The sequence below is a fragment of the Acuticoccus mangrovi genome (assembly GCF_016411865.1).
Classification (GTDB): Bacteria; Pseudomonadota; Alphaproteobacteria; order Rhizobiales; family Amorphaceae; genus Acuticoccus; species Acuticoccus mangrovi.
On record NZ_JAEKJA010000007.1, the window covers coordinates 102,759 to 122,844 of the forward strand.

A 20,086-nucleotide genomic window follows, 5' to 3' on the forward strand; every position below is an offset into this window, starting at 1 on the left:
CGCTCGAACACTATGGGCCTCTTCAGCTCGACATGCGCTCGGGCCACGCCGCCGCAGGGCGACGTCGCCGTTCGCTCGACATTGTCGTTCCTGGGGCATCCCGCCCCGCCCGGCGCGCCGTCATCGCGCGCCGCGTCACTGCTGCGCCGCCGCGGAGGCGGACGCGGGTCGTGCCGGGGCGCGGCGCGACGGCCGCCACCCCGACAATCTAGAGCCGCCCGGCGAGCTCGGCGATGATGCCCTTCACCGTGTGCCCGTCGGCGCGCGCGGTGTAGGTGAGCGCCATGCGGTGCTGGAGGATCGGCTCGGCAAGGGCGGTCACGTCGTCGCGCGAAGGGGCGAGGCGGCCGGTCAGCATCGCCCGCGCCCGTACCGCCAGCATCAGCGCCTGGCCGGCGCGCGGACCAGGGCCCCAGGCGATCTTATCCGCCATATCCTCGTTGTCCTCGGGCCGCGCGCTGCGGATGAGGTCGAGGATCGCGTCCACCACCGCCTCGCCGACGGGGATACGCCGGACGAGGGTCTGGAACGACATCAATTCCTCGCGAGTGAGGATCGCGGCGGGGGTCGCATCCTCGACGCCGGTGGTGTCGAGCAGGATGCGGCGCTCGGCGTCGCGGTGCGGATAGACGACGTCGATCTGCATCAGGAAGCGGTCGAGCTGGGCTTCGGGCAGCGGATAGGTGCCCTCCTGCTCCAACGGGTTCTGCGTGGCGAGGACGTGGAACGGCGTCGGCAGCGCGTGGGGCGTGCCGGCGACGGTGACGAAGCCCTCCTGCATCGCCTGCAGCAGCGCCGACTGGGTGCGCGGCGAGGCGCGGTTGATCTCGTCCGCCATCAGAAGCTGGGCGAACACCGGGCCCTTGATGAAGCGGAAGGCGCGCTCGCCCGACGCCGCCTGCTCAAGAACCTCGGCGCCGAGGATGTCGGAGGGCATCAGATCGGGGGTGAACTGGATGCGCCGGTCGTCGAGGCCGAGCACCGTGCCGAGGGTCGACACCAGCTTGGTCTTGGCGAGTCCGGGGACACCGACGAGGAGGGCGTGGCCGCCGCACAACACGGCGATGAGAGAACGCTCCACAACGTCACCTTGGCCGAAGATGATGCGATCCACCTCCGCCTTGGCGGCCCCCAGACGTTCCACCGCGGCGTCGATTTCCTTCACGGTCTCGGCGTCGTCGGTTCGGTCCATCACACTGAAGCTATTCATGACTTACCCCTTTGGGCCGCGGTCGGAGTCTGGCCCACCTTCCACTAAAAGCAAGGTCCGGGCCGGCGTCGCCTAACCATTTGTCCATGGTCTGGCGGGGTGGCTGTTTTGGATTAGGTTGGGTAGAGCGTTGCGCATCGCACGTGGGGTTGCAACGGAAGGGCTGCGGCCAGGTGGCGCAGGACGACAACGAGACGATGGATTCCCCTGCCGGTCCGCTCGCCGCGCTGATCGCGCGGGCGGCGGAGCTCGGTGGTGGAGCGGCACCGGTCGAGCGCTGGAACCCGCCCGACTGCGGCGCCATCCCCATGGAAATCAAAGAGGACGGCACGTGGCACTACAACGGCTCGCCGATTACCCGCGAGCGTCTCGTGAGGCTCTTCGCCTCGGTGCTGCGGCGCGAGGCGGACGGCAGCTTCGTGCTCGTCACGCCGGTGGAAAAGATGACCATCGCCGTGGCGGACGCACCGTTCGTGGCGGTGGAGCTCGTCGCGGAGGGCGAGGGCGCCTCCCGCAGCGTGACGGTGCGGACGAACGTGGGCGACGTGGTGAGGGTCGATCCCGACCATCCCCTGCGCGTGGCGCAGGATGCCGCGCACGACGGCTTCGTGCCCTATGTCAGGGTGCGGGGCGGGCTCGAGGCGCGCCTCACCCGCGCCGCGGCGCTGGAGCTCGCCGAGCTCGCCGAAGCGGGGAGCGATGCGCCCGACGCCCCGCTCGGCATCTGGAGCGGCGGCACCTTCTTCCCGGTCGCCTCGGCGGAGGCGGCGCGATGAGCGGGTGGGTGCGGTGACGAGCGGCGAGGAACGGTCGGACGGCCGGGCGTTGCCCGACGGCGAGGGTGTGCCCCACGGCGACGACGCTGCCCTCGGCGAGAGCACGGGCCATGGCGAGCATGTCGCCCAAGGCGAGGAGACGATGGAGGCGAGGGCGCTCGCCGCGGAGACGGCGGGGCCACCCACGGTGTATCCGCCGGCCGACGACGATACGGAGCTTGCGAGAGTGTTGGAGCGGGCGGCTGGGCTATATCCGCCGCTCGAGCCGCTGCCCGTCGATGCGCCGGTGTTCGGCGACCACGTGCTCAACCCGGACCTCGCGCCGTCGGCCGACACGCCACCGCCGCGCCATGCGGCCGTGCTCGTCGCCCTTGCGGCCGATGACATGGGGCGTCTCAGTTTGATCCTCACGGAGCGTGCCACCCATCTGAAGGCCCACGCCGGCCAGATTGCATTGCCGGGGGGAAGGATTGAGCCTGGCGAGAAGCCTGCCGAAGCAGCCTTGCGCGAGGCTGAGGAGGAGATCGCCTTGCCCCGTCATGCGGTGGAGCCCATCGGCCTCGTCGACGCCTATGTGACCCGCTCCGGCTTCTTCGTGGTTCCCGTTCTCGCCCGACTGCGCGAGACGGTCCGCCTGGTGCCCGAGCCCGGCGAGGTGGCCGCCGCCTTCACCATGCCGTTCGGCTTCGCCCTCAGCGACGCCAACCGGCGCGAGCGCACCATGGAGCGCAACGGCGCCACCCGCCGCTACTACGAGACGATGTACGGACGCCATCGCATCTGGGGGGTGACGGCGGGCATCCTGAAGCTCGTCAGCGAGCGGCTCGACATCCGATGATCCGCATCATCATCACCCAGCTGGTGCTGTTCGCGCTGCCGTTCGTGGCGTTCTTCGTCTATCGCCTCACGACGCACGGGTGGACCGGCGCGCGGGTCGCCACCATGGGGCGGGCGGCGTTCGCCCTCACCGTCATCGGCGGCCTCCTGGTGATCGGCGGCTTCGTCTATTTCGCGATGACGAGCGGCACCAGCGAAGGCGTCTACGTGCCGGCCCAGTACCGCGACGGCAAGCTCATCCCGGGAGGCTTCCGGCCGCGCTGAGGCGGACCTCGGCGCAACCGTCGGCGCCGCGGCAAAGCCGTGCGCAAGGCATCGAGTCTAGACCTCGCTCAGAACGGCACCAGCGTGAGACTGAGATCGATGGCAGACGGTCGCTCCCCGAGATTCATTAACAACATCGGCATTTCCTGGAAGCTCAGCTTCATGGTGGCGCTGCTCGTCGGCCTCTTCGTGGTGGTGGCGGTCGGGGCCCATCACAGCATCGACCGGGTCGACGCGCTGTTCGCGACCTATCGGGGGGCGACGGGAAAGCAGATCTTCGCCCACGAGCTGGAGGAGAACACGTTCGCCGCCCGCTTCTCCGTCGCCGAATATGTCGCCGACCTCAGCGATGCCAAACCGCAGGAGGCGAAGGCCAACATCGCCCGCCTTCAGGAGCAGGCCACCGAGGCCGGCGCGTTCCTGAGCGGTGACGCCAAGGACGAGGAGGAGGTCGGGCTCCTGCAGACGAAGGTCGCCGACTATGCGCGCCAGTTCGACGCCGTCGTGGCGCTGCAATCCAAGCGCGACACCCAGCTGAAGGAGCTCGCCGGCCAGAGCGGGCGAATCCACGGGCGCATCGATCTTCTCATCCGCGAGTCGCAGCGCCTTCAGAGCGCCAACGCCATGCTCCACGCCGCCGCGGTGAAGGAGGCGAGCCTCCTCGCCGAGATCGCCGCGATGGACTTCATCACCGACCCCACCACGTCGGGGGGGCGGGACAGGGCGATCGCGCAGGTCGCCAATGCGCGCGTGGCGCTCGGCCGCTATCGCGACACGGCGGGGCGCAGCGAGCGCATCACCGAGCTCGATCGGGCGCTGCTCACCTATCAGGACCACATCGCCCAGGCCGCGGAGACGGTCCAGCTGCGCACCGACCTCGTCAATGGCCCGATGCAGCTTCTCGCCGGTGAGCTCGTGTCGATCGCCCGCTCGATCGACGGGCGAGCCGACAATCTCCAGCTCCAGGTCGACGCCGCGTCCGATGGCGAGATGGCGCAGACGCGCGACCTGCTATTCTATCTCGCGGTGGTCGCGACGATCGCGGCGGTTCTCGTCGGCATCTACATGGTGCGCAGCGTGACCGCGCCGATCGGTCGGCTGACCCAGCGCATGGCCGCCCTTGCGAGCGGCGACACCGAGTTCACCATCCGCAACCGCAACAGCCGCGACGAGTTCGGCCGCATGTGGAGCGCGCTGCGCAGCCTGCTCGAGACCAGCAAGGTCGCCTATCTGCGCGCCCGGATGATCGAGCAGATCCCGCTCGCGGTGATGGTCGCGGACCCCGACGACGACTTCAAGATCACCTTCATGAACGAGGCGACGGTGCAGCAGCTCGAGAAGATTAGCGATCTGCTGCCGTGCCCGATCGACGACATCATCGGCCGCTCGATCGACGTCTTCCACACCAACCCGGCGCACCATCGGGCGATCCTCAGCGATCCGACGCGGCTGCCGTGGAAGGCGACCATCAATCTCGGCGGGCGCGAGTATCTCAACCTCAACATCTCCGCGGTCTACAGCCGCAACGGCCACTATGTCGGTACCCTGTTGACGTGGGGCATCGTCACCGCTCAGGTCAGCTGCACCCGCTCCTTCGAGACCAACATCAAGGCGACCGTGGAGCAGATCGGCACCACCTTCCGCGGCATGCACTCCCAGGTCCGCGGCATCGTCGAAAGCGTTGAGGCGACCCAGGGGCAGCTCAACTCCGGCGCGGCGGCGGTCACCGAGGCGTCCTCCAACGTCCAGATGGTCGCCTCGGCGGCCGAACAGCTCGCCTCTTCGATCACCGAGATCTCCGAGCGTCTCGCCCGCTCCACCCAGCGCGCCTCGGAGGCGGCGACGGAGACCGCGTCGGTCGCCAAGCGCGCCCAGGAGCTCGCCACGGCGAGCGAGCGGATCACCGAGGTGGTGGAAGCGATCTCGGAGATCGCCGGCAAGACCAACCTCCTCGCCCTCAACGCCACCATCGAGGCGGCGAGCGCGGGCGAGGCCGGCAAGGGCTTCGCGGTGGTGGCGCAGGAGGTGAAGAACCTCGCCGCCCAGACCGCGCGCGCCACCGAGGAGGTCGCCCAGCAGACCGAGAGCATCCAGGCCCAGGTCCACGTGGTGGTGAAGGGCATCACCGAGGTGTCCCAGGTGATCGAGGAGATTCGCGAGACCTTCGTGTCGGTGGCCGCGGCGGCGGAAGAGCAGCAGGCGGCAACGCACGAGATCACCGTCAACGCCCAGCACGCGGCCGACGGCGTGGGCACCGCGAACTCGACCATCCGCGAGGTGGAGGGGCTGTCGACGTCGAACCTCGATGCGGCGCACTTGCTGATCCGCGCCGCCGAAGAGCTGAGCCAGGCCAACGACAACCTGTCGCGCGGCTCGAGCGAGTTCCTCGACACCATGAAGAAGGCGCTGTAGCCGCCCTCTCGGCGGCGCCCGAGCATTCAGGCGGCGCCCGAGCATTCAGGCGGCGCCCGAGCAGTCAGGCGGCGCCCGAGCATTCAGGCGGCGCCCGAGCATTCAGGCGGCGCCTGGGCAATTCAGGCGGCGCCCTGGCATTCAGGCGGCGCTTCGGCATTCCGGGGAACCCAGGCACCTCGGCGGCGCCCTGGCATTCCGGCAGCGCACCGGCACCCCAGCGGGGCCCGGCATCCCAGCAGCGCCCCGGCATCCTCGCGGCACCACGGTGATCGTCGGTCGGCGCTTCGCCGGTCGCACGGCCGTCGACGGCGCGGCCGGCCGCTGCCCGCAGGTGCTCCGCGGCCTACTCGAACGCGCTGAGGAGTGGGGTCGGAAGGCCCCCGCCGGCGAGGCGGGAGCCGAACCAGGCCGCCGCGCCACGCCACCTCTCGAGGCCGGCGCGGGCGTTCGCCATCGCGGCCACTTCGGAGCGCCAGTCGGCGGGATGGGCGATGGCGCCGTAGTAGCGCTCGGCGAGAACGAGGTGGGCGGTGAAGCGGTCGGCAAGCTGCCGGTCCATCCGGCGCCGGGCGGCGAGCTGGCCCGCAAGGTCCTGACGCGCGAGGCCGGCATAGGCCTCGGCGGCGAAGAGGACGTGGCCGAGACCGTCGCCCGCCAGCGGGTCGAGCGCCATCCGCTCCTCCCCGAGACAGAGCACGGAGCTGTCGCCGAACTGCGGCGCCGCCGGCGTGGAGCGGTGCGGCGGCGTGTGTAGAACGGCGGCGCCGGACCCCGTCACCACCTCCAGCGCGTGGTGGGCGATGCCCGTGGCGCTCGCCGTGTCGCCGCCGGCGCACACCACCTGCATCACCACCCCGTTCGCCGGGTGGCGGGCGATGGTCGCCCAGCCGCCCGGGCCCGCCACCACGTGCATGACCGGCTCGCACGACAGCGCCGCGGCGAGCCCCGACCACTCCACCATCCGCCGGGTCCCGAGGAGGGCGCCACCGTTGGCGCGCCGGCCGCGGGCGAAGACCGCGACGGTGGCACCGCCCCCCGCGCCCGAACCCGGCGCCGGTGCCGCGGGATGGCGGGCGAGGGCGGCGACGAGATCGGCGGAGGTGACGAGCACGCCGCGGCACGCGATCCGTGCCGCCGGTCCCGCCCCCCACATCTGGCGGCGCTCGGCGATCGGCTGCCCCGCCTTCAGGATCGCCGCGGCCATCTCGTTGCCGAGGCGGCGGGCGATGGCGCGGAGCGTCGCTTCCGACACGAGCACATGGTGACCGTCGCCACCGAGGGCGGCGAGGCTCGCGCGCTCGACGGCTTGGCCGGCATTGGCGAACACGGCGGCCGCCAGCGCCGCGGCCGGCCCGCGGCCGACCACCTCCCACGCCGCGCTCACGGCCAAGTTCCGAGAAGAGCAGGGAACGGCATCGGGCCCGGCCGGCGCAGACACCGGCACTCCCACGCCGAATACGGCAACATCATGGCGCAATCCAACAGTTTAACAAAAACGGCAAGAAATTTTTACACAATACAATAAAGTTCAATGGAGAACGGCTGGTCAAAGTACGGATAAAAACACCAGAAATACTTCACGCACGCCGAGTATAGTGAGAACTCCGCGGTTTGGGAAGCGGCGCCGGTGCGGGAGTTACCGCGTGGGATCGGCGCCCACCGGCCAGTCGGCGGCGGCCTGAGCGCGGAAGCGCTCCACGAGCCACGCGCCCGCCGGGCCGGGCGGCGTATCGGTGCGGTAGACCACGTCCATCACGTAGTCCGCGGCGATGGTGTCGGGCATCTCGAGGCGCACGAGGCGGCCTTGGGCGAGATCGTCGCGGATCATCGGCTCGGGCATGTTGCCCCAGCCGATGCCGGCCTTCAGCAGCATGTGCTTGGCGCCGAGGTCGCCGAGCCGCCAGGTGCGGCTGCTCATCACGGCGAACTCGCGCCCCCGCGTCAGCTCCGAGCGGTCGGTGAGCACCAGCTGGACGTGGTCGCGCCCCGCGCCGGGCCGGTCGGCCGAGGCCTCGGTCAGCGGATGGCCGGGGGCGGCGACCGGGATCATCGGCACCTGGCCCACCCGCACCCGCTCCAACCCGTCCATCGCCTCCAGCGGCCCCGTCACACCGATGGTGGCGACCCGGTCGAGCACGAGCTTCGTCACCGCGCCGAGCGTCTCGACATAGAGGTGGAGAAGCACCGTTGGGAAGCGCTCGCTGAAGCTCGTCAGCGCGTCGACCAGCCGCTCTTCCGGCAGCATCACGTCGATCACCACATGCAGCTCCGCCTCGAGACCTTCGAGGATGCTGCGGCTCCTGGCGCGCAGATTGTCGACGCCGTTGAGGATCGCGCGCGCCTCGGCGAGCACCATCCGCCCGGCGTCGGTGAGCTGCGGCTTGCGCGTGCCGTGGCGGTCGAAGAGGACGAGGCCGAGCTGGGTTTCGAGGTTGGCGATGGTGTAGCTCACCACCGAGGTGGCGCGGTGGAGCCGCCGTGCCGCCCCCGCGAAACTCCCCGCCTCGACGACCGCGAGGAAGACGCGCAGCTGGTCCAGCGTCGGCGTTCCGACGGTTGCCATACCGATTTCCTCGAACGATGAGCGGGGGAAAACTACTCCTCGGTCGAACGTCGAGCAATCGCTCTCGTCCGAGGGTCGCCGACGGTCACCTTGCGATATTCGGACGGCGGCAGCTGCGTCCACCGCTTGAACGCGCGGGTGAAGCTCGGATGCTCCTCGTAGCCGAGGCTCAGCGCGATATCGACGACGGGAAGCGTCGTCTCGCGCAGCAGGCTCGCCGCGCGCGCGTGGCGGGCGACTTCGACGATCTCGCGATAGGTGTAGCCGATGTGGCGCAGGCGCCGCTGCAGCCCCTGCACGCTGAGGCCGGCGAGACGGGCGGCGCCGTCGATGTCGGTGCGCCCGTCGAGCAGGCGCAGGGCGACGATCGCCGAGATCGCGCGGGCGGGCTCCGGCGCGTTGGCGAGCACCGTGTCGGCCGCCAGCTCGCGCAGCGTCACCAGCCGCCGGCTCTCGCCGAAGGGTGTGGTGCGGCGCTGCGCCAGCTCGCGCTGCGACAGCTGAATGCCCACGCCCGGCCGATCGAACCGGATCGGCACGCCGAGGTGCTCTTGGAGGAGGTCGGCGGTCCGATCGGACCCGTAGTTCACGTCGACCGTCTGGGGGCGCCACTGTGCTCCGAGAAACTGGCGGGCGAAGTCGATCATCGGCATGATCACGTGGTCGGAGTGGTGCATGCTCGGCCCCTTGAGACGCGGCGGGACGTAGCGCAGCAGCGTGTGGTCTGCCCCGTCGGCAAGCTCCATGTGGCCCACCGTCTGCTGGTTCCAGCTCGTCTTGGTGAGGCGTATCAGGCCGCTGCGCAGATCGTCCGCGGCAAGGGCATACTCCACCCACATGCCGAAGCCGGTGGAGCGCATGCGCTCGCCCACCTGCAGCCCGAAGGTGCGGTCCTCGAGGAGCTGGCCGGTACGGGCGAAAATCCCCTGAATCGCCGAAATAGGGACCGGCGTGTGGGGTTCGTCGATGACGCCGAGCGGGACGCCTTCGCTCCGGAAGATCCGCTCCAACATGCGATGGCCGGCGCGCTCTTCCAGCATCGCGGGGAGAGGCCCCAAGCCGCGTGCCCGGGTCAGCGCGATCGCATTGGTATCGGACAAATATCGCTCTCCGAATGACGCAATATGCTAAGCTCTTTGTATAAACACTGGCAATGGTCCCGCTGCTCGACACGCTAGAGCACCGGCCGCAGCCGGAGAAACGTGTAGGTTGTGCGATGGCTGTTGCCGTAAAAGTAGACTTAGCCAAAGTATTTAAAGCCAACAATCAGCAGGGCCGGGGATGCGGTGCGTACGCGCGAGAGGCGCCGCGCCGCGATTGCGCGACCCGGCCCGTCGGCACCGTCGCCCGGGCCGTGATCGGGCCGACCTCCGGCCGCACGATCGCACCTCACGACACGGCGCTTGCGAACGCGACGCATGACGTCTCGGGCCGCCCGATCCGCGGCGGCCGGACCCTCCGAAACGACACGGTCGCATCGCCGCGCGGGGCGCTTCGTGTGTCGTCGCCGGAATGGGAAGAGGGGGTCGGCGCGCCATGGCCGGCCCTTTCGTGGATCAACACGCAGCCGGCACGACACGAGCGGTGGCCGGGCAACGGTCGGCGGGTGTGTGCCGACAGAACACGGAACGAGGGATAGAGAGTTATGATGAGAACGTTAGTATGGGCGGCCGCGATCGCGACAGCGGTCGGCGGGCCGGCCATGGCTCAGGACGCGAAGAAGCCGAACATTCTCCTGATCGTGTCCGACGACACCGGTTGGGGTGACCTCGGTCCCTATCTCGGCGGCGAAGGGCGCGGCATGCCGACCCCGAACTTCGACGAGCTCGCCGCCGAAGGCATGACCTTCACCAACTTCTACGGCCAGCCGAGCTGCACCCCCGGCCGCGCCGCGATCCAGACCGGCCGCATCCCGAACCGTTCGGGCATGACGACGGTGGCGTTCCAGGGCCAGGGCGGCGGTCTTCCGGCCGCGGAATGGACCCTCGGCTCGGTGCTGAAGGAAGCAGGCTACAAGACCTACTTCACCGGCAAGTGGCACCTCGGCGAGAGCGACTATGCGCTCCCCAACGCCCAGGGCTACGACGTGATGAAGTACGCCTTCCTTTATCACCTCAACGCCTACACCTACACCGACCCCAAGTGGCACAAGGCGATGTCCGCGGAACAGCGCGAGATGTTCCAGAAGGTCACCAAGGGCGCACTGTCCGGTAACGCCGGTGAGGCCGCCAAGGAAGTCTTCAAGGTCAACGGCGAATACGTCGACACCCCGGACAAGGGCGTGGTCGGCATTCCCTATCTCGACAAGTACGTCGAGCAGGCCGCCGTCGAGTTCCTCGAAGACGCCGCCAAGGACCCCTCCGAGCCGTTCTTCATCAACGTCAACTTCATGAAGAACCACCAGCCGAACATCCCGGCGCCGGAGTTCGAGGGCAAGTCCACCATCAAGACCGACTATGCGGACGCGGTGATCGAGCTCGACACCCGCGTGGGCAACGTTCTGAAGAAGCTCGACGAGCTCGGTCTCGCCGACAACACGCTGGTGTTCTACACCGTCGACAACGGTGCCTGGCAGGACGTGTACCCCGACTCCGGCTACACCCCGTTCCGCGGCACCAAGGGCACCGTGCGTGAAGGCGGCAACCGCGTTCCCGCGATCGTGCGCTGGCCGGGCCACGTCAAGGGTGGCGTCGTCAACCACGACATCAGCGGCGGTCTCGACCTGATGGCGACCTTCGCCTCCGTCGCCGGCACCACGCTGCCCGAGAAGGATCGCGCCGGCGAGCCGATCATCTTCGACAGCTACGACATGACCCCGGTGTGGACCGGCACGGGCGAAGACCCGCGTACGGAGTGGTTCTACTTCACCGAGGACGAGCTTTCCCCGGGTGCGGTGCGCGTGGGCATGTTCAAGTACGTGTTCAACCTTCGTGGTGACGATGGTGCCGCGACCGGTGGCCTCTCGGTCGACACCAACCTCGGCTGGAAGGGTGCCTCGAGCTACATCGCGACGGTGCCGCAGGTGTTCAACCTCCTCGCCGACCCGCAGGAGCGCTACGACATCTTCATGACCACCTTCACCGAGAGCACCTGGACGACGGTGTCGGCGAACGAAGTGGTGGCAAAGCTCCTCAAGAGCTACGTGAAGTATCCGCCCCGCAAGCTGCAGAGCGAGACCTACACCGGTCCCCTCACCATCACCGCCTATCAGCGCTTCCAGTGGGCGCGTGAGCAGCTCGCCAAGGGTGGCGTGAGCATCGGCCTGCCCACCGGCAACTGAGGCTTCGACGATCCGCTCCGTCCCGTCGTCGCACGGGGCGGAGCCTCCCAAATTTCAACCCTTCAGGGGGCAACAACAATGCGCAAAAATCGCTTTTTGTCGGTGCTCGCGGCGCTCGCCGTGGTCGTCACCTCGACGGGGTTCGCTCTCGCCGACACCGATCCTTTGCCGTCGTGGAACGAGGGAGCCACGAAGACGGCCATCGTCGATTTCATGACCGCCATCACCACCGAGGGCGGACCGGACTACGTCGCGCCGGCCGATCGCATCGCGACCTTCGACAACGACGGAACGCTGTGGAGCGAGCAGCCGATGTACGTGCAGCTCGCCTTCGCGCTCGACCGGGTCAAGGCGCTCGCCCCCGAGCACCCGGAGTGGAAGGACGAGGAGCCCTTCAAGTCGGTCCTCGACGGCAATCTCGAGGCGCTCGCCGCCTCCGGGCACAAGGGCCTGCTCGAGATCATCGCCGCGACCCATGCGGGCATGTCGACGGACGCGTTCACCGAGATCGTCACCGACTGGATGGCGACGGCGAAGAATGCGAAGACCGGCAAGCTCAGCACCGAGATGATCTTCCAGCCGATGCTGGAGCTCATCGCCTACCTCAAGGCCAACGAGTTCGACGTCTTCATCGTCTCGGGCGGCGGCATCGCTTTCATGCGGCCCTGGACGGAAACGGTCTACGGCATCGCCCCGCCCAACGTGGTCGGGTCGTCGATCGCTCTGAAATATGACGACACCGACGGCGCACCCAAGATCATGCGGGAGGCCGAGCTCAACTTCAACGACGACGGACCCGGCAAGCCCGTCGGCATCGAGAGCCACATCGGCAAGCGCCCCATCGCCGCCTTCGGCAATTCCGACGGCGATTTCGAGATGCTCGAGTGGACCACGTCCGCGGACGGCCGCCGTCTCGGCATGATCGTGCACCACGACGATGCCGCTCGCGAGTTCGCCTACGACCGCAAGTCTCACTTCGGCAAGCTCGACCGTGCTCTGGATGCCGCACCGCAAGAAGGATGGACGCTCATCAGCATGAAAGATGACTGGAAGACGATCTTTCCGGCCGAATAAGTTGTAAGAGTCGAGCGACCTCGAAGAGAACTTGTCGCCCTCCGAGAGGTCGCTTGGGCCGTCGTGTTCGGAAGGAACAGAGTGATGTATCGCTGGTTGAAAGCACTTCCAATCCTGGTGCTGTGGGCTGGGTCGGCGGCCGCTGCCGATCTCACGCCGCCGGCACCGGAGCCGCCCGCGCCGGAGGTGTTCGACAGCCGGTGGAGCGTCGCCGGAGGCGCATATCTGTGGGCCGCGAGCCTCGATGGTCGGGTGGGCGCGGGCTCCGTCGGCCCCGGCGACGTGCACGCGAGCTTCGGCGACATCTTCAAGAACCTCGACATGGCGTTCATGGCCGCCGGCGAGGTGCGCTACGACCGGTTCGGCGTGTTCGCCGACCTCGTCTATACGCGCGTCTCCGCCGACGGCACCGATCCCGGTAGCGGCATCTACCTGAAGGCGACCAACAGCGTGGTGGTCGGCACGCTGCTCGGCGAGGCGCGGGTCTTCGAGCAGGGCAAGACGTCGGCCGACGTGATGGCCGGCGCCCGCCTGTGGAGCGTCTCGGCCAAGCTGACCGGCACGCCGCCCGGCGGCCCGAGCCAGAGCGTCTCCGGCGACGAGGTGTGGGTCGATCCGATGGTCGGCGTGAAGGGCCAGCTCCAGGGGAACTCGCCCTGGTACGTCATGGGCTGGGCGATGATCGGCGGCTTCGGCGTCAGCGCCGACCTCGACTGGGACGTGATGGGTGGCGTCGGCTACCGCGTCACCGACCACATCTCGCTCCTCGCCGGCTACCGCGCGCTCGGCGTCGACTATTCGCACGGCAACTTCACCTACGACGTGGTCGAGCACGGCCCTGTCGTTAGTGCGGTGCTGCGCTTCTGAGGCAGGAGACGCCGGCAGCCACTGTCGGCCCCGAGCGTAGTGGAGCATGCCGGCCGCGACGGCCGGCATGAGGGGTTTGTTGTGTGTCGGCGGCCGGTCAGCGCGCGGCGCGATCGCCACGGGGGGGATGACAATGAGCGTTGCTGCAATGGCCGGGCGGACGGGACGTCGATGGGCGAGGGCGGTCCTCGCCGTCGGAGCGCTGCTGACGGTATCGGCCGCCGCGGCGCAGGACGCCGACGAGCTCGCCAAGAAGCTCTCCAACCCCGTCGCCAGCCTCATCAGTGTGCCGTTTCAGTACAACATCGACTTCGGCCTCGGGCCGGACGGCGACGGCGTCAACCAGACGCTGAACATCCAGCCGGTCCTGCCGATCAGCCTCAACGAGGACTGGAACCTGATCTCCCGCACCATCGTCCCGGTGCGCTGGGTGACGGACGTCTACGCCCGCGACGTGTTCGGCCTCGGCGACACCACGCAGAGCTTCTTCCTCTCGCCCAAGGCGCCCGGACCGGGCGGCCTGATCTGGGGCCTCGGGCCGGTGATCTACCTGCCGACGGCGACGGACAAGCTCCTCGGCACCGGTCAGGTCGGTCTCGGCCCCACCGGCGTGGCGCTGCTGCAGGAGGGGGCGTGGACGATCGGCACGCTCGCGAACCACATCTGGAGCCTCGACGACAACACCGAGGTGAACTCCACCTTCGTCCAGCCCTTCCTCTCCTACGCCTTCGGCCACGGTCAGACGCTGACGCTGAACTCCGAAACGACGTTCGACTGGAACTCGGATCAGGCGACCGTGCCGATCAACGTCATGTACACCAAGGTGTTCTCCGCCGGGCAGCAGCCGATGAGCTTCCAGCTCGGCGGCCGCGTCTACGCCAACCGGCCGAAGGACGGTCCGGACTGGGGCGTGCGCGCGACGATGACGCTGCTCTTCCCGAAGTAGCGCCTCAGAGGAACTCCACCATCCGCGCCCGCTCGCCGGCGTCGACGGCGTAGAAGTCGCGGTCCCACTCCTTGAGCTTCCAGTCGAGGAAGATGCCGGCCATCTCCTCGCCGAGCGTCGCCGGCACCAAGGGGTCGGTCTCGAACGCCTGGAGCGCCTCGAGGAGGGTGCGCGGCAGCCGCATCACGCTGCCGCCGCCCGCGAGCGCGATCCGGCCGGTGGCCGAGGGGGCGCCGAGCTTCAGATAGAGGTTGTCGTTCATCGGCGCGCCCGGGTCGGCCGCCGCGGCGACGCCCTCGAGACCTGCCGCCAGCGACAGCGCCGCCCCGAGATAGAAGTTGCAGGCAATGTCCGGCGCGCGGTTCTCCACGCACGGCCGGTTCATCGGCAGGCGCAGCATCGCCGAGCGGTTGTTCTTGCCGTAGGCGGTGAGAACGGGCGCCCAGCTCATGTCGGCCATCTGCCCCTGGGCGACGAGCCCCTTATAGGAGTTGTGGGTGGGGCAGGTGACGGCCGTCAGCGCCGGAGCGTGCGCCAGGAGACCCGCCACGAAGTGATAGCCGATGTCGGGGAAGGGGATGCCGTGGCGCCCCGCGAGCCCGGCCGCATCGCCGTCGCCGGCGAAGAGATTGTCGCCGGTCTCGGGACGATAGAGCGACATGTTGAAGTGGGCGCCGGAGCGGAAGTCGCTCGAGAAGGGCTTCGGCATGAAGCTCGCGACGAGGCCCATCTCCTGGGCGATCGCCTTCGCCATGTAGCGGAAGAAGATCAGCCGGTCGCACATCGTCAGCGCGTCGGCGTAGGCGAAGTCGAGCTCGTGCTGGCCCTGCCCGCCCTCCGCGTCGAACGAGTAGACGTCCCAGCCGAGGGCGTTCATCGCCTCCACCATGCGGTCGAGGAAGGGCATCGACTGCATGATCTGATGCACGTCGTAGCCGGGGCAGAGGCCGAGATGCTGGCGTTCCTGCACGCCGGTGACGTCGTCCCCCGTGCGGCGGAACACGTAGAACTCCGTCTCCACGCCGAGGTTCATGCCGTAACCCGCCGCCCGCGCCGCCGCGAGGGTGCGCTTCAAGATGGTGCGGCTGCAGTTGGGGTAGGGCGCGCCGTGGAAGGTGAGGTCGCCGGCGAACCAGGCGAAGCGGGTGTCCCACGGCAGGATCATCAGGCTGTCGAGGTCGGGGACGACGGCGCACTCGTCCTTCTCCGGCCCGATCAGCCCCATCCCCTCCATGGCGCCGACGGTGAAGAGCTCCGAGCCGGCGCACATGTTCTCGAAGTGGGACAGCGGTACCGCCTTCGCCTTGGGCACGCCGTGGATGTCGACATAGGTCGCGAGGCAATATTTCACCCCCGCGTCCTGAAGCGTGCGGCGGACGTCGGCGACGCGGCGGGGGTCGTTCATCGGAAGCCTCGGTGGATCGATCGCGGTTCGCCGCCTCGAAGCAATGTCGAGGCCAGCCCGTCGCGATCACCGGCGGTTTCATGGCACGCGCGTTGCAACGCGTGCGAAGCATCGGCGGAGGGACGGATGGCGCGCTGGGACTTGATGACGAGCGAGGAGATCGGTGCGATGATCGCGAAAGGCCGCGATCTCGCGATCCTGCCCGTCGGGGCCACGGAGCAGCACGGCCCGCACCTCGCCGCCGGCTGCGACACGATCTCGGCCGAGACGCTCGCGACCCTCGCCGCCGAGAAGGCCGACGTGTTCGTGCTGCCCGGCCTCGCTTACGGCTGCTCGCTCGGCCACACCGCGAAGTGGCCCGGCACCTTCTCGCTGCATCCCACCACGCTCACCCAGGTCGCGGTGGAGGTCGGCCGCTGGGCGGCGGCGAACGGGTTGAAGAAGCTGCTCTTCCTGTCCGGCCACGGCACCAACGACGCGCCGCTGAGGAGCGCCATCCTCCAGCTGCGCTACGAGTTCGCGCACGTGCGCTTCGCCACCATGGGCCTGTGGGACATCTCCCCCCGCGTCGGCGCGCTCTATTGGCGCGACGGGGCCGACATCCACGCCAACCGCGGCGAGACCTCGATCCTCCTCCACCTGCGCCCGGAGATGGTGCGCATGGAGCACGCCTTCGACGTGCCGGACGTGACCCCTGGAACGCACTTCTCCTACGCGATGCCCGCCACCACGCCGACCGGCGTCGTCGGTGCCCCCTCCGAGGCGAGCGCCGAGGATGGGGCGATGATGGTGGAGACCATCGTCACCGATCTCGCCGAATGGCTGACCGAAGCGCTCGCGGAAGACTGGCCCGCAGTGCCGCCGGGGCCGGGCGATGCCACCCATTAGTTCACCAACGAGGTTGCCCCCCATGAAGCGACTGATCATCGCGCTCGCCGCCGGCGCCGCGCTCCTCACCGCCCCGGTTGCGGGCGCCCTGGCGCAGGAGAAGACCTATAGGGTCGGCTACAACATCTATGTCGGCTTCATGCCCTACGGCTGGATGGCCGAGACCGGCATCCTCGACAAGTGGGCCGAGAAGTACGGCGTCAAGATCGAGATGATCCAGGTGAACGACTATGTCGGCGGCATCAACCAGTTCGTCGCCGGCGACCTCGACGCGATGGCCGTCGCCTCCATGGACGGGCTGACCATCCCCGCCGCCGGCGGTGTCGACACCACCATCGCCCTCGTCGGCGACTACTCCAACGGCAACGACGGCATCCTGTCGAAGACGCTCGACAGCGTCACCGCCCTCAAGGGCGAGACGATCCACCTCTTCGAGCTCACCGTGTCGCACTATCTCCTGTCGCGCGCGCTCGAGGAGAACGGCCTCTCCCTGCGCGACGTCAACACGGTGAACATCACCGACGCCGACATCGCCCCCGCCTATATCGGCTCCGACGAGGTGAAGCACGCGGTCGCCTGGAACCCGATGCTCCTCGCCATGAAGAACGGCGTCGAGGGCTCCACCATGGTGTTCGATTCCTCCTCGACCCCCGAGGAGATCGTCGACGTGATGCTGTTCCACACCGAGACGGTGGACGAGGACCCGGCCTTCATCAAGGCGGTGGTCGGCGCCTGGTACGAGGCGATGGAGATCATGTCGGGCGGCGACGACGCGGCCGAGAAGATGATCGCCGAGCTCGCCGACATGTCGGGCGGCTCGGTGGAGGACTACAAGGCCCAGCTCGATTCCACCAAGATGTACTATACGCCCGCCGAGGCGCTCGAGTTCATGACCTCCGACCAGCACAAGACCACCTGGGACTTCGTGCGCAAGTTCTCCTTCGAGGTCGGCCTCTTCGGCGAGAGCGCGCCGGACGAGAACTTCGTCGGCATCGAGTTCCCCGACGGCTCCGTGCTCGGCGACGAGAACAATGTGAAGCTTCGCATCAACTCGACGTTCACCAAGATGGCCGTCGACGGCGAGCTCTGATCCGTCCCGGCTCCGGCGTGCCGGGGCCGGTCCCTCTCGCGGAGTAGCGCGGCAGGCACCATGAAACGCGCCATCAACTACGTTCCGTCCCGCCCGTCCGCGATCCTCCTCGCGCTGCTGCCGTTCGCGCTGGTCCTCGTGATCTACGCCATCGGCTCGGAGGTGCGGCTCGCCGACAATCCGTCCGACAAGCTGATGCCGTCCTTCGGCACCTTCGCCGACGCCATCGATCGGCTCGCCTTCCAGGAGAATCGGCGCACCGGCGAGTACGTCTTCTGGACCGACACGGCGATCAGCCTGCAGCGGATCTTCGTCGGCCTCGCCATCTCCACGGTGCTGTGCATCGTGGTCGGCATCCCGGTCGGCTTCCTGCCCTACCTGCGGAGCGCGTTCGGGGCGTTCATCTCCGCCTTCTCGCTGATCCCGCCGCTCGCGGTGCTGCCGATCCTCTTCATCATCTTCGGCCTCGGCGAAACCTCCAAGATCGTCCTCATCGTGTTCGGCGTCGCCCCCTTCCTCGCCCGCGACGTCGCGCTCACCGTGGCGCAGATCCCGCGCGAGCAGATCGTCAAGGCGCAGACGCTCGGCGCCTCCACCTGGCAGATGATGACGCTCGTCGTCTTTCCGCAGGTGCTGCCGCGCCTCTTCGATTCGCTGCGCCTCTCCCTCGGCGCGACCTGGCTCTTCCTCATCGCGGCGGAGGCGATCGCGTCGGAGGGCGGGCTCGGCTACCGCATCTTCCTCGTCCGCCGCTATCTGTCGATGGACGTGATCCTGCCCTACGTCGCCTGGATCACCTTGCTGGCTTTCCTGATGGACTACGGGCTGGTGCTCGCCTCGCGCGCCTCCTCCCGCTGGTACCACATCGGTCGGGGCGCCTGATGACCCACATCGCGATCCGCCACCTCACCAAGGAATACGGCGCGGCCACCATTCTCGACAACGTGTCGGTGGAGCTGCCCGACCACGAGTTCTGCGTGGTGCTCGGCCCGTCCGGCGCCGGCAAGACCACGCTCCTGCGCATCCTCCTGTCGCAGGAGGCGGCGACGCGCGGGGAGGTGCTGATCGACGGCAAGCCCATCGACTCCGAGCCTCAGCCCGACCGCGGCGTCGTCTTCCAGCGCTACTCGGTGTTTCCGCACAAGACGGTGCTCGCCAACGTCATGATGGGGCCGCAGCTCGCCGCCGCGCCGGTGACGGGGCGGATGTGGGGGCAGAAGCGCCGGGCGCTGCGCGAGCGGGCGCTGGCGCTCCTCGACGAGGTGGGCCTCGCCGCCCATCTCGACAAATATCCGACGCAGCTGTCCGGCGGCATGCAGCAGCGCCTCGCCATCGCCCAGGCGCTCATCATGGAGCCCAAGGTGCTGCTTCTCGACGAGCCTTTCGGCGCGCTCGACCAGTCCACCAAGAAGGCGATGCATCGCCTCATCCTCGACCTCTGGCAGAAGAACAAGATGACCATCGTGATGGTCACCCACGACATCCAGGAGGCGTTCACCCTCGGCACGCGCATCCTGATGGTCGACAAGCGCCGCCGCGATCCGCAGGCACCGGAGGCCTACGGCTCGACGATCACCGAGGACATCCGCCTCGACCCCGCCAAGAAGCCGCCGCTCTCGGTGGTGGAGGGCGAGGGCGACGGGGAGGACGCCCACTCCATGCGCGCGATCTTCGCGCAGTGGCGTGCCCGGGCCGGCGACGCCGTGATATCCGACGAGGTCGCGGAGGGGCTGAAGGCGGTCGTTTGATGGAATTGACGGGAGTGCGCGCCCTCGTGACGGGGGGCGCTCGAGGGATCGGCGCGGCGATCGTGCGCGAGCTCGCCGCACGCGGAGCGCGCGTCGCGGCGGTCGACATCGACTTCGACGGCACGCAGACCATGGCGCGCCGTACCGACATGACCGACGAGGCCGACGTGGTCGGCGCCGTCGCCTGGGCCGCCGACATCCTCGGCGGGCTCGACGTGCTCGTGAACAACGCCGGCATCGTCATCGAAAAGCCGCTGCTCGACACCACCGCGGCCGACTTCGACCGGGTGATCGCGGTGAACCTCCGGGGCGTCTTCCTCGCCGGGCGCGAGGCCGCGCGCCACTTCGTGACCCGGCCCGCGGGCACCTCGCCCGGGCGCATCATCAACATCGCCTCCGAGCTCGCCCATCTCGGCCGGTCCGAATATTCGCCCTATTGCGCCTCCAAGGGCGGCGTCATCAGCCTCACGCGCTCCTGGGCGCGCGAGCTCGCGCCGCGCGTGCTCGTCAACGCCGTCGCCCCCGGCCCGACGGACACCGACATGCTGCGCCGCGAGCGCCAATATGCCGAGCTGAAGGCGACGGCGGAGGGCATCCCGCTCGCCCGCCTCGGCGAGGCTGGCGACATCGCCCGCGCCGTCGCCTTTCTCGCCAGCGCCGATTCCGCCTTCATGACGGGCTCCGTCGTGGACGTGAACGGCGGCGCCGCCATGTATTGAGGGA

At 68.7% G+C, this 20,086-nt stretch carries 18 protein-coding genes; 13 read left to right on the top strand and 5 right to left on the bottom strand.

Annotated elements, in window-relative coordinates; genetic code table 11:
• Positions 1–208 precede the first annotated feature (208 nt).
• Positions 209–1,210, bottom strand: a complete 1,002-nt coding sequence (locus tag JCR33_RS09670; RefSeq protein WP_198881852.1) for an AAA family ATPase — start codon at positions 1,208–1,210, stop codon at positions 209–211.
• A gap of 143 nt (positions 1,211–1,353) precedes the next feature.
• Between JCR33_RS09670 and JCR33_RS09675 the strand changes: the two genes are divergently transcribed.
• From JCR33_RS09675 to JCR33_RS09690, 4 genes are all read left to right on the top strand, one after another.
• Positions 1,354–1,986 carry a DUF1285 domain-containing protein gene (locus JCR33_RS09675; RefSeq protein ID WP_332461156.1) on the top strand — a complete coding sequence of 211 codons (633 nt, stop codon included), beginning with the start codon at positions 1,354–1,356 and terminating at the stop codon, positions 1,984–1,986.
• Between the two features lie 4 nt (positions 1,987–1,990).
• On the top strand, positions 1,991–2,824 hold the full coding sequence (locus JCR33_RS24935) for an NUDIX hydrolase (protein ID WP_198881853.1): 834 nt from the start codon (positions 1,991–1,993) through the stop codon (positions 2,822–2,824).
• A complete protein-coding gene (locus JCR33_RS09685; protein ID WP_198881854.1) occupies positions 2,821–3,087 on the top strand; it encodes a DUF6111 family protein in 267 nt (88 codons plus the stop codon). The genes JCR33_RS24935 and JCR33_RS09685 overlap by 4 nt, the downstream gene beginning before the upstream one ends.
• 99 nt (positions 3,088–3,186) lie before the next feature.
• The gene (locus tag JCR33_RS09690; protein ID WP_198881855.1) at positions 3,187–5,499 is read left to right on the top strand and encodes a methyl-accepting chemotaxis protein; all 2,313 of its coding nucleotides are present in this window, start codon (positions 3,187–3,189) and stop codon (positions 5,497–5,499) included.
• A 346-nt stretch (positions 5,500–5,845) separates the two neighbouring features.
• Here JCR33_RS09690 and JCR33_RS09695 read toward each other — a convergent pair whose 3' ends face one another.
• The 3 genes from JCR33_RS09695 to JCR33_RS09705 form a co-directional block, all read right to left on the bottom strand.
• Positions 5,846–6,886: a hypothetical protein gene (locus JCR33_RS09695; RefSeq protein ID WP_198881856.1), complete on the bottom strand. Its 1,041-nt coding sequence runs from the start codon at positions 6,884–6,886 to the stop codon at positions 5,846–5,848.
• Positions 6,887–7,138: 252 nt separating this feature from the next.
• A complete protein-coding gene (locus tag JCR33_RS09700) occupies positions 7,139–8,065 on the bottom strand; it encodes a LysR family transcriptional regulator (RefSeq protein ID WP_198881857.1) in 927 nt (308 codons plus the stop codon).
• 32 nt (positions 8,066–8,097) lie between these two features.
• Positions 8,098–9,123 carry a helix-turn-helix domain-containing protein gene (locus tag JCR33_RS09705; RefSeq protein ID WP_211110193.1) on the bottom strand — a complete coding sequence of 342 codons (1,026 nt, stop codon included), beginning with the start codon at positions 9,121–9,123 and terminating at the stop codon, positions 8,098–8,100.
• A 587-nt stretch (positions 9,124–9,710) separates the two neighbouring features.
• Between JCR33_RS09705 and JCR33_RS09710 the strand changes: the two genes are divergently transcribed.
• The 4 genes from JCR33_RS09710 (at position 9,711) to JCR33_RS09725 (ending at position 14,232) form a co-directional block, all read left to right on the top strand.
• Positions 9,711–11,345: an arylsulfatase gene (locus tag JCR33_RS09710; RefSeq protein ID WP_408628754.1), complete on the top strand. Its 1,635-nt coding sequence runs from the start codon at positions 9,711–9,713 to the stop codon at positions 11,343–11,345.
• Between the two features lie 78 nt (positions 11,346–11,423).
• The gene (locus JCR33_RS09715; protein WP_198881860.1) at positions 11,424–12,419 is read left to right on the top strand and encodes an HAD family hydrolase; all 996 of its coding nucleotides are present in this window, start codon (positions 11,424–11,426) and stop codon (positions 12,417–12,419) included.
• 84 nt (positions 12,420–12,503) lie between these two features.
• Positions 12,504–13,286, top strand: a complete 783-nt coding sequence (locus JCR33_RS09720) for a hypothetical protein (protein WP_211110194.1) — start codon at positions 12,504–12,506, stop codon at positions 13,284–13,286.
• A 133-nt stretch (positions 13,287–13,419) separates the two neighbouring features.
• A complete protein-coding gene (locus JCR33_RS09725) occupies positions 13,420–14,232 on the top strand; it encodes a transporter (RefSeq protein WP_232372479.1) in 813 nt (270 codons plus the stop codon).
• A gap of 4 nt (positions 14,233–14,236) precedes the next feature.
• Here JCR33_RS09725 and JCR33_RS09730 read toward each other — a convergent pair whose 3' ends face one another.
• Positions 14,237–15,637 carry a glutamine synthetase gene (locus JCR33_RS09730; protein WP_198881862.1) on the bottom strand — a complete coding sequence of 467 codons (1,401 nt, stop codon included), beginning with the start codon at positions 15,635–15,637 and terminating at the stop codon, positions 14,237–14,239.
• 126 nt (positions 15,638–15,763) lie between these two features.
• Here JCR33_RS09730 and JCR33_RS09735 point away from each other — a divergent pair, with 126 nt between their 5' ends.
• Genes JCR33_RS09735 through JCR33_RS09755 form a run of 5 tightly spaced genes read left to right on the top strand, consistent with a single transcriptional unit; the run spans position 15,764 to position 20,082 of the window.
• Positions 15,764–16,525, top strand: coding sequence for a creatininase family protein (locus JCR33_RS09735; RefSeq protein ID WP_198881863.1), 762 nt, complete (start codon positions 15,764–15,766; stop codon positions 16,523–16,525).
• 22 nt (positions 16,526–16,547) lie between these two features.
• Entirely contained in the window at positions 16,548–17,615 is a 1,068-nt protein-coding gene (locus JCR33_RS09740) for a putative urea ABC transporter substrate-binding protein (protein WP_198881864.1), read from the top strand.
• Between the two features lie 60 nt (positions 17,616–17,675).
• Positions 17,676–18,497 (top strand): ABC transporter permease, encoded by an 822-nt coding sequence (locus JCR33_RS09745; protein ID WP_198881865.1) that lies wholly within the window; start codon positions 17,676–17,678, stop codon positions 18,495–18,497.
• Positions 18,497–19,363, top strand: coding sequence for an ABC transporter ATP-binding protein (locus tag JCR33_RS09750; protein WP_198881866.1), 867 nt, complete (start codon positions 18,497–18,499; stop codon positions 19,361–19,363). The genes JCR33_RS09745 and JCR33_RS09750 overlap by 1 nt, the downstream gene beginning before the upstream one ends.
• Entirely contained in the window at positions 19,363–20,082 is a 720-nt protein-coding gene (locus JCR33_RS09755) for an SDR family NAD(P)-dependent oxidoreductase (RefSeq protein WP_198881867.1), read from the top strand. Before JCR33_RS09750 ends, JCR33_RS09755 begins: the two co-directional genes overlap by 1 nt.
• The last annotated feature ends 4 nt before the right edge of the window (positions 20,083–20,086 follow it).